Annotated in this window: 16 protein-coding genes; 8 read left to right on the top strand and 8 right to left on the bottom strand. The window is 75.2% G+C overall.

The window, feature by feature from the left end; all coding sequences use genetic code 11:
* Positions 1-243 precede the first annotated feature (243 nt).
* The 3 genes from ACFYPD_RS00455 to ACFYPD_RS00445 all read left to right on the top strand — a co-directional run bounded on the left by ACFYPD_RS00455 (position 244) and on the right by ACFYPD_RS00445 (position 2,208).
* The gene (locus ACFYPD_RS00455; RefSeq protein ID WP_387107161.1) at positions 244-1,269 is read left to right on the top strand and encodes an aspartate-semialdehyde dehydrogenase; all 1,026 of its coding nucleotides are present in this window, start codon (positions 244-246) and stop codon (positions 1,267-1,269) included.
* 5 nt (positions 1,270-1,274) lie between these two features.
* On the top strand, positions 1,275-1,715 hold the full coding sequence (locus tag ACFYPD_RS00450; RefSeq protein ID WP_387107158.1) for a PPOX class F420-dependent oxidoreductase: 441 nt from the start codon (positions 1,275-1,277) through the stop codon (positions 1,713-1,715).
* Positions 1,716-1,791: 76 nt separating this feature from the next.
* Complete coding sequence (locus tag ACFYPD_RS00445) at positions 1,792-2,208, top strand: CBS domain-containing protein (RefSeq protein WP_387107156.1); 417 nt, start codon at positions 1,792-1,794, stop codon at positions 2,206-2,208.
* Between the two features lie 55 nt (positions 2,209-2,263).
* Here ACFYPD_RS00445 and ACFYPD_RS00440 read toward each other — a convergent pair whose 3' ends face one another.
* Both ACFYPD_RS00440 and ACFYPD_RS00435 read right to left on the bottom strand, forming a co-directional pair.
* Complete coding sequence (locus tag ACFYPD_RS00440) at positions 2,264-2,473, bottom strand: DNA glycosylase AlkZ-like family protein (RefSeq protein ID WP_387107153.1); 210 nt, start codon at positions 2,471-2,473, stop codon at positions 2,264-2,266.
* Complete coding sequence (locus ACFYPD_RS00435; RefSeq protein WP_387109075.1) at positions 2,413-2,613, bottom strand: hypothetical protein; 201 nt, start codon at positions 2,611-2,613, stop codon at positions 2,413-2,415. Before ACFYPD_RS00435 ends, ACFYPD_RS00440 begins: the two co-directional genes overlap by 61 nt.
* A 435-nt stretch (positions 2,614-3,048) precedes the next feature.
* Between ACFYPD_RS00435 and ACFYPD_RS00430 the strand changes: the two genes are divergently transcribed.
* Entirely contained in the window at positions 3,049-3,417 is a 369-nt protein-coding gene (locus ACFYPD_RS00430; RefSeq protein WP_387107150.1) for an SCP2 sterol-binding domain-containing protein, read from the top strand.
* On the top strand, positions 3,417-5,480 hold the full coding sequence (locus tag ACFYPD_RS00425) for a glycogen debranching N-terminal domain-containing protein (RefSeq protein ID WP_387107148.1): 2,064 nt from the start codon (positions 3,417-3,419) through the stop codon (positions 5,478-5,480). The genes ACFYPD_RS00430 and ACFYPD_RS00425 overlap by 1 nt, the downstream gene beginning before the upstream one ends.
* A gap of 55 nt (positions 5,481-5,535) precedes the next feature.
* On the opposite strand, the gene ACFYPD_RS00420 is transcribed toward ACFYPD_RS00425, so the two are convergent.
* Complete coding sequence (locus ACFYPD_RS00420) at positions 5,536-5,928, bottom strand: VOC family protein (protein ID WP_387107145.1); 393 nt, start codon at positions 5,926-5,928, stop codon at positions 5,536-5,538.
* A gap of 19 nt (positions 5,929-5,947) precedes the next feature.
* Entirely contained in the window at positions 5,948-6,595 is a 648-nt protein-coding gene (locus ACFYPD_RS00415) for an alpha/beta hydrolase (RefSeq protein WP_387107142.1), read from the bottom strand.
* A 120-nt stretch (positions 6,596-6,715) separates the two neighbouring features.
* Here ACFYPD_RS00415 and ACFYPD_RS00410 point away from each other — a divergent pair, with 120 nt between their 5' ends.
* The 3 genes from ACFYPD_RS00410 (at position 6,716) to ACFYPD_RS00400 (ending at position 9,214) form a co-directional block, all read left to right on the top strand.
* Positions 6,716-7,465 (top strand): lysophospholipid acyltransferase family protein, encoded by a 750-nt coding sequence (locus tag ACFYPD_RS00410; protein WP_387107140.1) that lies wholly within the window; start codon positions 6,716-6,718, stop codon positions 7,463-7,465.
* 95 nt (positions 7,466-7,560) lie between these two features.
* Positions 7,561-8,217 carry an isochorismatase family protein gene (locus ACFYPD_RS00405; protein WP_387107137.1) on the top strand — a complete coding sequence of 219 codons (657 nt, stop codon included), beginning with the start codon at positions 7,561-7,563 and terminating at the stop codon, positions 8,215-8,217.
* Positions 8,218-8,221: 4 nt separating this feature from the next.
* Entirely contained in the window at positions 8,222-9,214 is a 993-nt protein-coding gene (locus tag ACFYPD_RS00400) for a GlxA family transcriptional regulator (protein ID WP_387107135.1), read from the top strand.
* Between the two features lie 7 nt (positions 9,215-9,221).
* Here ACFYPD_RS00400 and ACFYPD_RS00395 read toward each other — a convergent pair whose 3' ends face one another.
* The 4 genes from ACFYPD_RS00395 to ACFYPD_RS00380 all read right to left on the bottom strand — a co-directional run bounded on the left by ACFYPD_RS00395 (position 9,222) and on the right by ACFYPD_RS00380 (position 13,092).
* Positions 9,222-9,965, bottom strand: coding sequence for a hypothetical protein (locus tag ACFYPD_RS00395; protein WP_387109074.1), 744 nt, complete (start codon positions 9,963-9,965; stop codon positions 9,222-9,224).
* 73 nt (positions 9,966-10,038) lie between these two features.
* Positions 10,039-10,755, bottom strand: a complete 717-nt coding sequence (locus ACFYPD_RS00390) for a response regulator (RefSeq protein ID WP_387107133.1) — start codon at positions 10,753-10,755, stop codon at positions 10,039-10,041.
* Positions 10,725-11,879, bottom strand: a complete 1,155-nt coding sequence (locus tag ACFYPD_RS00385; RefSeq protein WP_387109071.1) for a hypothetical protein — start codon at positions 11,877-11,879, stop codon at positions 10,725-10,727. Before ACFYPD_RS00385 ends, ACFYPD_RS00390 begins: the two co-directional genes overlap by 31 nt.
* Before the next feature lie 37 nt (positions 11,880-11,916).
* Positions 11,917-13,092 (bottom strand): sensor histidine kinase, encoded by a 1,176-nt coding sequence (locus ACFYPD_RS00380; RefSeq protein ID WP_387107130.1) that lies wholly within the window; start codon positions 13,090-13,092, stop codon positions 11,917-11,919.
* Positions 13,093-13,153: the final 61 nt, after the last annotated feature.

Below are 13,153 nucleotides of genomic sequence, written 5' to 3'. Positions count from 1 at the left end.
CACGCCGGGGCCTCGCCGATGTGATTCCCGTCGCGTCGCGCGGTCGCCGCGCCTCCGCCGGGTGGCCGCGGATGCTGCGGCCCGGGCCGCGGATGGCGGGGGATTCTCCACCGGCGGCCCGTCGTCGGCCGGTGTCGTTGCCGCTCGACGGCCCGTCGGGCGAAGGGCGCGGCCGGCGGCCGGCGGCCCGCGCGCTGGGAAAGGCTTCCCGCCGGCCCCGCCCGGCTGGGTAGCCTCGCGGGCATGAGGATCGGCATTGTGGGGGCCACCGGCCAGGTCGGTGGCGTGATGCGGCAGGTGCTGGCGGAGCGCGAGTTCCCGGCGGAGCAGGTGCGGCTGTTCGCCTCGGCCCGGTCGGCCGGGCGCACGCTGCCCTGGCGCGACGGCGAGGTCACCGTCGAGGACGCGGCCACCGCGGACTACCGCGGCCTGGACATCGTGCTCTTCTCGGCGGGCAAGGGCACCTCCCGGGACCTGGCCCCCCGGGTCGCCGAGACCGGCGCGGTCGTCATCGACAACTCCTCGGCGTACCGGATGGATCCCGAGGTGCCGCTGGTGGTCGCCGAGGTCAACCCGCACGCCATCGCCGACCGGCCCAAGGGCATCGTGGCCAACCCGAACTGCACCACCATGGCCGCCATGCCGGTCCTGCGCCCGCTGCACCAGGAGGCCGAGCTGGTCAGCCTGGTGGTCGCCACCTACCAGGCGGTCTCCGGGGCCGGCCTGGCCGGCGTGGCCGAGCTGGACGAGCAGGTCCGCAAGGTCGCCGAGCACGCCGCCGGGCTCGCCTTCGACGGGTCGGCCGCGGAGTTCCCCGCACCGCGCTCGTTCGCCCGCCCGATCGCCTTCAACGTGCTCCCGCTGGCCGGCTCGATCGTCGACGACGGCTCCTTCGAGACCGACGAGGAGCAGAAGCTGCGCAACGAGAGCCGGAAGATCCTGGAGATCCCCGGGCTCAAGGTCTCCGGCACCTGCGTCCGGGTGCCGGTCTTCACCGGCCACTCGCTCCAGATCAACGCGCGCTTCGCCCGCCCGATCACCCCGGCCCGGGCCCGCGAGCTGCTCGACGGCGCGCCGGGCGTGGCGCTGTCCGAGGTGCCGACCCCGCTGGAGGCGGCCGGCCAGGACCCCACCTACGTCGGGCGGATCCGGGCCGACGAGACCGTCGAGCACGGCCTCGCCCTGTTCTGCGCCAACGACAACCTGCGCAAGGGCGCGGCGCTCAACGCCGTGCAGCTCGCCGAACTCGTCGCCGCGGAAGGGCGCTGACTCCCATGGCGGACGAGCAGACCCGGCAGGCCCTGACCGACCTCGTCGCGAGCCGCCGGCTCGGCGTGCTCGCCACGCTGAAGCGGGACGGCCGGCCCCAACTGTCCACCGTGGTCTACTCCGTCGACCGGGACGCCGGGCTGATCCGGATCTCGGTGACCGACGGCCGGGCGAAGACCGCGAACCTGCGCCGCGACCCCCGGGCCAGCTTCCACGTCAGCAGCGAGGACGGCTGGGCGTACGCGGTGGCCGAGGCCCGCGCCGAGCTGACCCCGGTGGCGGAGCGGCCGGACGACCCGACCGTCGAGGAACTGGTCGGGCTCTACCGGGCGGTGCAGGGCGAACACCCGGACTGGGACGACTTCCGGCGGGCCATGGTGGCCGAGCGCCGGCTGGTGCTGCGGCTGCACGTCGAGCGGCTCTACGGGATGCCGCCGCGCGGCTGACCGCCGGTGCCGCCGCCGCGTTACCTCGCCCGCGCCGCCGGGTAGACCGCGGTGCCGACACCGAGAGGGGAGCACCATGACAACGGTCGGAGAATTCATGACGACCCGGTTGGTGACGATGGCCGGCAGCGACACCCTCACCGCCGCGGCGCAGGAAATGCGCGACAGCGCCATCGGTGACGTGGTGGTGACCGATGGCGACAACGTGGTCGGTATCGTCACGGACCGGGACATCACGGTCCGGGGCGTCGCCGAGAACCTGGATCCCAACACGACGAAGCTCGACCAGATCACCAGCAAGGACGTGGTGACGGTCAGCCAGTACGACGACGCGGTGGCCGCCGCCGACCTGATGCGCACCTACGGGGTCCGCCGGCTGCCCGTGACCGAGGACGGGCGCCTGATCGGCCTGGTGTCGATGGGTGACCTGGCCGTGGAGCGGGAGCCCCAGTCGGTGCTCGCGGACGTCAGCGCCGACGACCCGAACAACTGACCCGTCCGCCGCGGTGACGCCGGCCCCCGGTTCGGGGGCCGGCGTTTCGCAACGCTCAGCCGGCCTCGACGGTCACCCGCACCCCGGTGCCGCCGCGGGCCGCGCGGACCGTCTCCGCCTCCGCCTCGACCGCGCGGGCGACCCGGGCCGGCAGCGGCGCGAACGGCGTCACCGTCAGGTCGAGCCGCCCCTTCGTCGCCTGCTTCACCCGCCAGGTGCCAGCGACCTCGCCGTCGACCAGCAGCGCGCCCGGGTTGGCCAGCATTCGCCAGAGTTGCTGCTGGTGGGCCCGCAGCGGGGCAGCGCGTCCGCCGGCCAGACCCGGCGCAGCTCCCCGGCGGAGCTGCCCAGGAACCCGGCCACGTCGCCGGGGGTGGCCGGCCCGAACAACCGTAGGTAGGCCAGGACCAGCGCCTCGGTGCCGAACGCCGCGGCGGGTACCGGGGCCGGCTCCGCGAGCGGCGGTGAACCCGGCCACGCCGAGCTTCGCCCCGTCCCGGATCTGCGTCGGCAGGCGGCGGGCGGCGTCGGTGTCGCTCAGCGGCCAGAGCGCGGCGGCCAGCGCCGGCAGGTCGCCCGGCGGTGCAGGTGCGGGGCGCCGCGCAAGACCAGACCAGCTCCAGGCGGTCGTCGTCCAGGTCGGCGGCGGCCGGCCAGCGCCGTGCGGACTGGTAGGGCGTGTCCGGCGCAACCAGGTCGAGCACGGGCAGCACCGTACCGCCCGGATCCGACACCGCCTGCGGAGCGCGACTCACCCGAACCGGGCGAGGTTGGCCCCCGTACCCGGCGGGGACCCGTCCTCGGACGTCGGAGGCCGCGGATCGCGGGAGGAGTCGCCCGATGGACATGACCACCAGATTCTTCGAGGACCTGGACCGGCGAGGGTTCGAGCCACTGCTGGTCAAGACCTCCGGAACCCTCCGGTTCGACCTGCACGAGGGACCGCAGACCACGCACTGGCTGCTGGAGATCGACCGGGGCAACCTCCGGGTCCGCCAGGAGGACCGGGAGGCCGACACCGTGGTCGGGGCCGAGCCGCGGCTCTTCGGCGAGCTGGTCAGCGGTGAGGAGAACGCCATCGCGGCGCTGCTGCGCGGAGACATGACGGTCTCCGGCGACCTGCGCCTGGTGTTGCAGGTCGAACGAATCTTCCCCGGTCCGCCGGATTCGCGGGGGCCGCACCACGCGTTCCAGAGGAGGACTGCCTGATGGCCGCGAGCAACACCATCCGGATCCTGGACGGCAACACGTTCGTGGTCTCCGAGGACACCGGTGACATCGAGGCCACGCCGAGCGAGCCGACGGGCCTCTTCTCGCTCGACATGAGGTTCCTGTCCAAGTGGGTGCTGACCGTCAACGGCGAGCGCCTCAACGCGCTCTCCTACGACGACCTCCAGTACTACGAGGCCCGGTTCTTCCTGGTGCCGGGGATGGCCACGCACTACGTCGACGCCAAGCTGTCGATCATCCGGGAGCGGGCGGTGGGCGGCAGCTTCCGGGAGTCGCTGACCATCCTCAACCACGACGAGAAGGCGGTGGACCTGGAGATCCGGATGGACGCCGGCGCCGACTTCGCCGACCTGTTCCAGGTCAAGGACGAGATCTTGAACAAGAAGGGCGAGACGTACGCCGAGGCCGAGTCGGACAGGCTCCGGCTCGGCTACCGGCGCGGCAACTTCCGGCGCGAGACGGTCATCTCCGCCTCCCGACCGGCCCGCTACGACCGCAACGGGTTCGCCTGGACCCTCCACCTCGAACCGAACGAGCAGTGGGACACCGCCATCGACGTGCAGACCCACGCCGTCGGGCCGGGTGGCCGGGACCTGCGGATGGGGCTGCGGGCGCACGGCACCGAGCGGCTGGCCCTCCAGCACGACCTGGAGCAGTGGATCACGAGGGCGCCGAAGGTGAACAGCGAGCACGGCCAGGTGGCCGCGACGTACCGGCGCAGCCTGATCGACCTGGCCGCGCTGCGGTTCTCGCCGCTCTCGCTCGGCGGGCAGACCCTGCCGGCCGCCGGCCTGCCCTGGTTCATGACCATGTTCGGCCGGGACAGCATCCTCACCTGCCTCCAGGTGCTGCCGTTCGCGCCGGAGATGTCGAAGACCACGCTGCGCATCCTGGGCGCGTTGCAGGGCACCCGGTTCGACGACTTCCGCGACGAGGACCCGGGCCGGATCCTGCACGAGATGCGCTACGGCGAGACCGCCGCCTTCGAGGAGCAGCCGCACTCGCCGTACTACGGCTCGGTGGACGCCACGCCGCTGTTCATCGTGCTGCTCGACGAGTACGAAAAGTGGAGCGGCGACGTCGCGCTGGTCAAGGAGCTGGAACGGGAGTGCCGGGCCGCGCTGAAGTGGATCGACGACTACGCCGACCTGATCGGCAACGGCTACATCTGGTACGAGCGGCGCAACAGCGACACCGGCCTGGAGAACCAGTGCTGGAAGGACTCCTGGGACTCCCTCTCGTACTCCGACGGCACGCTGCCGCCGTTCCCCCGGGCCACCTGCGAGGTGCAGGGGTACGCGTACGACGCGAAGATGCGGGCCGCCCGGCTGGCCCGGGAGTTCTGGGACGACCCGGTGTACGCCGACCAGCTGGAACGCGAGGCGGCGGAGCTGAAGGAGCGCTTCAACCGGGACTGGTGGGTGGACGACGGCGGCTACTACGCCCTGGGGCTGGACCCCACCGGCCGGCAGTGCGACGTGCTCAGCTCCAACATCGGCCACCTGCTGTGGAGCGGCATCGTGCAGGAGGACCGGGCGGCGCAGATCGCCGCGCACCTGGTCGGCCCGCGGCTCTTCTCCGGCTGGGGGGTACGCACGCTGGCCGAGGGCGAGGTCCGATACAACCCGATCGGCTACCACAACGGCACGATCTGGCCGTTCGACAACTCGTTCGTCGCCTGGGGTCTGCGCCGGTACGGCTTCGCCGAGGAGGCCGCCACCATCGCCAACGGCATCCTGGACGCGGCGCGGTACTTCGACGGGCGGCTGCCGGAGGCGTTCGGCGGCTACCAGCGGGAGCTGACCAAGTTCCCGGTGGAGTATCCGACGGCGTGCAGCCCGCAGGCCTGGTCGACCGGTGCCCCGCTGCTGCTGATCCGGACCATGCTGGGGCTGGAGCCGCACGAGGGGCACCTCGCGGTGGACCCGCGGCTGCCGGTCGGCATGGGGCGGATCGAGGTGCTGGACATCCCGGGCCGGTGGGGCCGGGTGGACGCCTTCGCCCGGGGCCGGCTGGAACTGGAGAACCAGGCCGCCTCCTGACGCACGGGGTCCTGCGCGCCGCCGGTCGGAAGGCCGGCGGCGCGCCGCCGCGGCCTCAGTGCCCGGGCAGCAGCGTGTCGCCGTGCGCCTCGCTCCGGGGGAGCAGGCAGAACTCGTTGCCCTCCGGGTCGGCCAGCACGGTCCACCGGGGCAGCTCGCGGACCATCGTGGCGCCCGCCTCCAGCACGGCGGCCCGCTCCTCCGCGTCGCCGACCAGGTCCAGGTGGATCCGGCCGGCGCCGGGCAGGTCGTCGACGGGGCTGATCCAGACGTCGGGCCGGCGCCCGGCCGGGTCGCGCAACAGCACCGACTCGTCCGGCTCCAGCGACCGGTCGGCGAGCTTCGCCCGGTCCTCCTCGACCACGGGCAGCCCGGTCACCGTGCTCCAGAACGGGGCTAGCAGGTAGGGATCGCGGCAGTGGATGACGATCGCGGTGAGATCGGGCATGCCCTGCACCGTAGTCGGCTCAGCCCGGCGGGAGGACGCTGTCCAGGAACGCGGCGGTGACCGCCCGGATGTCGGGGCGGGCCAGGTCGAGCTCGTGCCCACCGTGGGTGAGCCAGAGGTGCGCCGGATGGCCGGCGGCGAGCAGCCGGCCGGCCAGCCCGACCGACTGGGCGGCCGGCACCGCGGCGTCGTCGCGGCCCTGCACCAGCAGCACCGGCACCCCCGAGCCCAGGTGGCTGGCGACGGTGGCGTCGACGGTCGCCGCGTCGCCCGCGGCGGGCGGGTGGCCGAGCAGGCCCGCCCAGGGGTCGTCGTGCCGGCGCCGCCGCCGCCACTCCGGGTCCAGCGGGTCGACCGGCGCCCAGTAGGCCAGCACCCCCCGGACGTCGCCCGGCCGGTCCACCCCGCGCAGGCCCAGGTGCAGGGCCAGCATCGCGCCGGCCGAGTCGCCGCCGACCAGCAGCGGCAGCCCGCCCGCCGTGGCGCGGGCGGCCCGCGCGGCGGCGCGTACGTCGTCGAGCTGGGCCGGCCAGCGGGCCTCGGCCGCGAAGCGGTAGGTCGCGGGCACCACCCGCAGCCCGAGCGGTGCGAGCGCGGCCCCGTCCTCGTCGGAGCGGGCCCGCCACCCGCCGCCGTGGATCCAGAGCAGTACGGCGCGATCGGTCATCCCGCCATGCTGGCCGCTCCGGTACGCCGTCGGCCACCCGCTCTGCCGAGGGCAGAGCGGGTGGCCGACCGCACTTTTCGCCCCTACGGTCGCGTAACCTACTCGGGGTAAAGTTGGCGGATGTCGGAACTCGTGTACCCGCCCGTGATCCTCGCCGCCAAGACGATGTTCCGCGCTCTCGACCTGCGCCTGCGCGTGGAGGGCAGCCACCACGTGCCGCGCACCGGCGGGGCGGTGCTGGCCTCGAACCACGTCAGCTACCTCGACTTCATCTTCTGCGGCTACGGCGCGCGGGATTCCGGCCGGCTGGTCCGGTTCATGGCCAAGGACGCCGTCTTCCGGCACAAGGTCTCCGGCCCGCTGATGCGCGGCATGAAGCACATTCCGGTGAACCGGGCCGCCGGCGCGGGCTCGTACGCCTCCGCGGTGAGCGCGCTGCGCCGTGGCGAGGTGGTCGGCGTCTTCCCGGAGGCGACGATCAGCCGCTCCTTCACCGTCAAGGACCTGAAGAACGGCGCGGCCCGGATGGCCCAGGAGGCCGACGTGCCGCTGCTGCCGGTCGCGCTCTGGGGCACCCAGCGGCTGTGGACCAAGGGCCGGCCGCGCACCCTGACCCGCCGGCACACCCCGATCACCATCCTGGTGGGCGAGCCGATCGACCCCGCCGCCTACCCGGACGGCAACGCCCTGACCGCCGAGCTGCGCACCCGGCTCACCGCGCTGGTCGACCAGGCCCAGCGGGAGTATCCGGACCAGCCCGCCGGCCCGGACGACGCCTGGTGGCAGCCCGCCCACCTGGGCGGCGCCGCGCCCACTCCCGAGCAGGCCGCCGAGCTGGACCGCCCGGGCCGCCGCACCCCCACCTCCTGATCCGCGCGCCGAGGCCCCGGGCGTGACCGGATCGTTCCGCATCCGGGCATGATGGTGTCTGCCGGCCGGGCGCCCGCCCGGCCAGGATCGAGCCCATGAGCAGAGCAGCACTCGTCGTCATCGACGTCCAGGAGTCCTTCCGGCAGCGCCCGATCTGGGCCCACGCCTCCCAGCCGGACATCGTCGAGCAGGTGAACCGGCTGGTCGACGCCGCCCGCCGCCGGGGCGACCTGGTGGTCTGGGTCCTGCACGCCGAGCCGGGCACCGGTGGCGTCTTCGACCCGGCCTCCGGGCACGTGCGGCTGATCGACGGCCTCGCCCCGGCGGCCGGGGAGCCGACGCTGGTCAAGACCTCGCACAACGCCTTCACCACCACCAACCTCCAGCAGGTGCTCACCCTCGCCGGGATCCGCGCGGTGTCGGTCTGCGGCATCCGCACCGAGCAGTGCGTGGAGACCACCGCCCGGGTCGGCTGCGACCTCGGGTACGAGATGACGTTCGTGACCGACGCGACGGTCACCTTCCCCACCCCGCACCGGGACCTGCCGGCCGACGCGCCGCTGGAGCGGATCCTGGCCGACCCGCGCACCCTGTCCACCGCCGAGATGACCGCCCGCACCGAGTACGCCCTGGCCGGCCGGTTCGCCACCGTGCGCACCGTCGCCGAGGTGGTACGACAACTCCGGCCCGGCGCGTCCGACGCCGCGCCGCGACCTGGAGCCGTCGCGGCCGCGGTCCCGGCCGGCGCCTGATCCCATGAGCCGGGTCGACCGACAACTCCAGCTCGGCGCGTCTGGCGCCGCGCCGCGACCTGGAGCCGTCGTGTTCCTCCTGGTCCCGCAGCTGCATCTGCTGGACCTCGCCGGGCCGGCCCAGGTCTTCTCCACCGCCGCCGACCTCGGGTACGACTACCGCCTGCACTACGTCGCCGCCACCCCCGAGGTGCCGACCGTGCAGGGGGTGTCGCTGCGGGCCACCCTCGACTGGCCCGCGCTGGACCGCGACGACCTGGTGGTCGTACCCGGTTGGCGGGTGTCGGCGCACGGCCCGGCGGGGCCGGTCGGGCCGGACGGGCTGCGGCGGCTGGCCGACCACCACGCGGCCGGCGGCACCGTGGCGAGCGTCTGCGCCGGCGCCTTCGCGCTCGCCCGGGCCGGCCTGCTCGACGGGCGGCGCTGCACCACGCACCACGACGTGCAGGACGAGCTGGCCCGGCGACACCCGGCGGCCCGGGTGGTCCGCGACGTGCTCTACGTGGTCGACGACCGGGTGGTCAGTTCCGCCGGCATCGCCAGCGGCATCGACGTGGCGCTGCACCTGATCGCCACCCGGCACGGCCCGGCGGTGGCCGCCCGGATCGCCCGCACCCTCGTCGTGTACGCCCGGCGCAACGGTCACGAACAGCAGGCCAGCGCCATGATGCGGCACCGGTCGCACCTCTCCGACGCGGTGCACCGGGCGCAGGACCTGATCGACGCGCACTACGCGGAGCCGCTGCCGCTGGCCGAGCTGGCCGCCGCCTGCGGGGTCGCCGAACGCACCCTGAGCCGGCTGTTCCGGCAGGCCACCGGGCTGACCCCGCTCGGCTACCAGCAGCTGCTGCGGGTGGAACGGGCCGAGCACCTCATCGGGCACGGGACCACGGTGGAGGCCGCCGCCCGCACGGTCGGCTTCACCGACGCCCGGATGCTGCGCCGGCTGCGCGCCCGGGGGCGCCCCGACCCCGCCGCGCTGCGGCTGGCCGGCTGAGCACGGGTCAGCAGGCGGAGCCGGGGCGGTCCCGCGCCGGGACGTCCTGGCGGGGCCAGCCCGGCGGCTCCGCCACCGCCGGGCGGTAGTAGTCGTCCCGGGACAGGAACTCGACCGGCAGCGAACCCGGCAGGGTCACCGCACCCAGGGTAGGGCCGGGCGCCGGGCTCATCCGGACCGCCAGGGTGTCCCGCTCCGGCGGGGAGAGGTCCACCAGCTCGGGGCGGGCCAGCCGGAACGCGGCCACCGACCGGCGCACCTGCCGGGTCAACCCGGCGACCAGGTCGACCGGGCCGGCGAGCGCCAGCGCCGGCTGCCGGATGGTCCGCAGCGCGTCGCAGACCACCCGCAGCTCGCCGGTGCCGTCGGGCCTCTCGGCCAGCTCCAGCCGGGACGGCCACTGCCAGCGGATCTGGCCGCTGACCAGGCGGGACAGCCGGAGCGGGCGCCGGTGCCGGGCGTCCGCCCGGCCGCCCCGCCCGGAGACCAGGGACAGCTCGGAGCCGGTGCAGACGTACGCCAGCCGCCGGTCGGTCACGGTGACCGCGGCCGGGGTGGGCAGCGCCCAGGACCGGAGGTCGTCGGTGGGGCCGAGCAGATGACCGGCCACCAGCAGCCGGTGCTGCCCGAGCAGTCGTTCGCCCGGTTCCGGGAGCAGCGCGTAGCGGCGATCGAGCAGGGGATGGGTGGGATCGTCATCCGCGTCGAAGCGGTGCGGCCCGATGAAGAAGGGAGCGGCGTCCTCCTGCACGGTCACGACCTCCCGGTGGCGGTTGGCGATACGTCGAGCCTGGCCCACCCGGGGGCGGCTGTCATGACGCCCGTTAGGGGGTCGGCCGGTCGGCGGACGCCTGTGACCGGTAGATGCCGATATCTTCCGGCCGGACGAGGCCGTCCTCAATCGCCCGGGCGAGCAGCGCCGCCTTGGTGGCGGCCGGCCGCCCCGCCCGGGTGTACTTGATCCGCGCCCGGTCCACGTACTGCTTCACGGTGTGCTCGCTGATCCGCATCCGGCGCGCCACCGACGCCTTCGACATCGACTGGAACCACAGCAGCAGGGCCTCGCGCTCCTTGTCCGACAGGGCCGGCCGGTCCGGACGCGGATCGCCCACGATCGCCCCGGCCAGCGCCGGCGGCACGTACGGGCGGTCGCTCGCCGCGGCGAGCACGGTGGCCACGCAGTGCTCCCGACCCTCGTGCTTGGCCAGGAACGCCACCGCGCCGGCGTCCAGCGCGGCCAGCATGGTCTCCGGGTCGGTGTGCTCGGAGTAGACCACCACCCGGCGGCCCGCGGCGCTCAGCTCGGCGAGCTTGTCGAGCACCATCCGCCCGTGCAGCCGCAGGTCGAGCAGGACCACCTCGGCCTCCGGGGCGGCCCTCAGCACCACGTCCGGGTCGTCGCCGGTGGCCAGTACGCGCAGCCGCGGCTCGCCGGCCAGCCAGGCCCGTACCCCGTCGATCACGACCGGATGGTCGTCCACGATCGCCACGCCCACCGGCTGCCCGCCGGTCACGTCCTCCGCCACCGGGTCTGCGTCCATCTGATCTCCCCGTCCCGCTCGTGCAGGTGTTCCACCGGCCCGTCCCCGTCCCCGCCGGGCGGGCCGGTCGCCTCCGGCCCGTCGTGGTCGGGGGTGACGAGGCTGACCACCACCTCGTCCGGGCCGGCCACCACGGTCAGCCGGGCCCAGCCCCGGGCGCCGGCGAGCCCCGCGGTCGCCGGGTCGGCCAGCCGCCGGCGGACCTCGACCGGCAGCTCCGGCGGCGCCCCGACGGCGACCAGCTCGATCGGCAGGCCGTTCCGTTCCGCCAGGTCCGCGGCGGCGCGCAGCTCGTGCAGCAGCGGATCCGGCACGTCGTCCGACTCGGCGATCAGCCGGCGCAACCGGGCCGCCGCCAGCACGGCGCGACCGCGTACCGCCGGGTCGCCCGGGTCGGCGTCGCCGGCCGCAAGGGCGGCCAGCACCTCCTCGGCGGTGCCGCTGACCAGCGCCAGGCGCGCCTGCCGCTCCCGCTGCGCCCGTTCCGCCGCGTCGCGTTCCACCGCCACGGCCCGTTCCGCCGCGGCGGTGGAGGCCCGGTCCCGGGCCAGCGCGGCGATCGCCGCCGCCCCGGCGAAGACGGCCACCGGCAGCGACGACGTGCCGTAGACGTACATGGCGTAGCGGCTGAGGTCGGCCGGGGCGGTGGCGCCGTGCAGGACCACCGCGGCCAGGGCGATCGCCGCGTGCGCGGCGAGCAGCCCGAGCAGCCAGCCCACCGGCCGCCGCCAGAGCACCAGCAGGAAGAACCACGCCAGGCCGCCCCACACCCAGTTGCCCGCGGTGAAGAGCTGCCGCTCACCGGCCGCCGCGAAGACCACCCCGTCGACGACCAGCAGCGCCACCGCCAGCAGCCGGGCCGGCGGCAGCCCGCCGCGCAGCAGGCGTACGCCGGCCGCGACGCCGACCGCCGCGGTCACCAGCCAGCCGGCGGCGACCACCGGCGGGGCGGCCAGCCGGGACCAGGAGGTGAGCAGCGCCGGCAACCCGATCGCCAGGTGCCAGGCCAGCGCGATGAGCACCGCCGCGATCCGGGCGCCCCGGTCCGAGGCGTCGCCCACCGCGTGCGCCGCGGTCGCGGCCGCCCCCGGGTCGGCGCCCTCCGGCGTCCGCTGCCGCACGATCGACGGAACCGCCGTGCCGGTCCCGACCGCTTCCGCCTCAGTGGACACCGGACCACTCCAGCCGGATCCGGGTACCCGTGCCAGGGGCGGAGGTCACGACCGCGCCGCCGCCCACCGTGGACATCCTCCCGTGGATCGACTCGCGCAGCCCGTACCGGTGGGCCGGGACGGTGGCCGGGTCGAAGCCGGGGCCGCCGTCGGCCACCTCGACCACGACGGCGCCGGCGTCCCCGGCCAGGCACAGCGTGGCGGCGGCGCCCGGCGCGTGCCGGACCACGTTGGCCAGCGCGGCGGCGGCGCTGTCGGCGAGCGCCGCGGCGACCGCCGCGGGCACCCTGCACGGCGCGAGCGTCGCGTGCACGGTCAGCTCGGGCAGCCGGGCGAGGACCGTCCGCAGGCGCTCGTCCAGGGCCACCTCGCCCGCCGGCGTCGCGCGCACGTCGGCGAGGGCGGTGAGGGCACGCAGGTCGGCCGCGCACCGCTCGCGCAGCGCGGCGGACGGACCGGGCACCGCGCCGAGCCCGACCATGGTCAGCGTGGCGAGGACGGTGTCGTGCAGGTCCCGGTTCTGCCGCCGCTCGGCCTCCCGGGCGGCCCGCCCCACCACCGCCTCCCGCGACAGCCGCTGGTAGTCCGCGAAGGCGGCGTCGCCGCGCCCGATCCGGCGGCGCATCACCGCGGTCATCACCGCCGTGCAGCCGGTCTGGACCAGCAGCGTCCCGGCGTGCGCCCGCGCCTCGACCGGGTTGCCGGCGAGCGAGGCGCCGGTCGCGTAGCCGGCGGTGACCAGCAGCCCGGCCGGGACCGACCAGCGGGCCGGGGCGGCGGCCTGCGCGTTGATCACGGTGGTGCTGGCCAGCACCGCCATCCAGCTTCCCTCGCCGGGCAGCACCTCCGGCGCGACCAGCCAGGGGATCGCCAGCCCGGCCGCGGTCGTCAGCGCCACGTCGCCGGCCACCAGCGCGGCGGTGAACCCGTACCGCAGCGCGCGGACGGCGTACCAGACGGACCAGACGGTGAGCGCGACGATCGCCGGAACCAGCAGGGACACCCGGACCGGCGGGGTGCGCACGGTCAGCGCGACCACCGCGGCGACCAGGCCGCAGGTGAGCCGGAGAAGCGCCGGCAGGGTGGTGAAGATCAGGGTGAACGCGCCGCCCGCCGGCCGGTCCAGCGGGGACGGCGGCAGGGTCGTGGCGGCTACGACCGGCATCGGGGGAGGTGTCCTTCCGGCAGCGACCCGGTCGGGTCCGCACGGTAGATCGACGCCGGAG

It is taken from the genome of Micromonospora sp. NPDC005299 (assembly GCF_042872345.1).
In the GTDB taxonomy this organism is placed as follows: Bacteria; Actinomycetota; Actinomycetes; order Mycobacteriales; family Micromonosporaceae; genus Micromonospora.
Note: the sequence above shows the minus strand (reverse complement) of the source record. Positions and strands in the feature narration are given on the sequence as shown.

Bases quoted from the DNA above. Each gene is read 5' to 3' on its own strand.
- ACFYPD_RS00400 (WP_387107135.1), top strand. From the start codon at position 8,222: ATGAGCCGGGTCGACCGACAACTCCAGCTCGGCGCGTCTGGCGCCGCG.
- ACFYPD_RS00420 (WP_387107145.1), bottom strand. From the start codon at position 5,928: ATGCCCGATCTCACCGCGATCGTCATCCACTGCCGCGATCCCTACCTG.
- ACFYPD_RS00455 (WP_387107161.1), top strand. From the start codon at position 244: ATGAGGATCGGCATTGTGGGGGCCACCGGCCAGGTCGGTGGCGTGATG.
- ACFYPD_RS00430 (WP_387107150.1), top strand. From the start codon at position 3,049: ATGGACATGACCACCAGATTCTTCGAGGACCTGGACCGGCGAGGGTTC.
- ACFYPD_RS00415 (WP_387107142.1), bottom strand. From the start codon at position 6,595: ATGACCGATCGCGCCGTACTGCTCTGGATCCACGGCGGCGGGTGGCGG.
- ACFYPD_RS00445 (WP_387107156.1), top strand. From the start codon at position 1,792: ATGACAACGGTCGGAGAATTCATGACGACCCGGTTGGTGACGATGGCC.
- ACFYPD_RS00410 (WP_387107140.1), top strand. From the start codon at position 6,716: ATGTCGGAACTCGTGTACCCGCCCGTGATCCTCGCCGCCAAGACGATG.
- ACFYPD_RS00405 (WP_387107137.1), top strand. From the start codon at position 7,561: ATGAGCAGAGCAGCACTCGTCGTCATCGACGTCCAGGAGTCCTTCCGG.
- ACFYPD_RS00390 (WP_387107133.1), bottom strand. From the start codon at position 10,755: ATGGACGCAGACCCGGTGGCGGAGGACGTGACCGGCGGGCAGCCGGTG.
- ACFYPD_RS00380 (WP_387107130.1), bottom strand. From the start codon at position 13,092: ATGCCGGTCGTAGCCGCCACGACCCTGCCGCCGTCCCCGCTGGACCGG.
- ACFYPD_RS00425 (WP_387107148.1), top strand. From the start codon at position 3,417: ATGGCCGCGAGCAACACCATCCGGATCCTGGACGGCAACACGTTCGTG.
- ACFYPD_RS00440 (WP_387107153.1), bottom strand. From the start codon at position 2,473: ATGCTGGCCAACCCGGGCGCGCTGCTGGTCGACGGCGAGGTCGCTGGC.
- ACFYPD_RS00450 (WP_387107158.1), top strand. From the start codon at position 1,275: ATGGCGGACGAGCAGACCCGGCAGGCCCTGACCGACCTCGTCGCGAGC.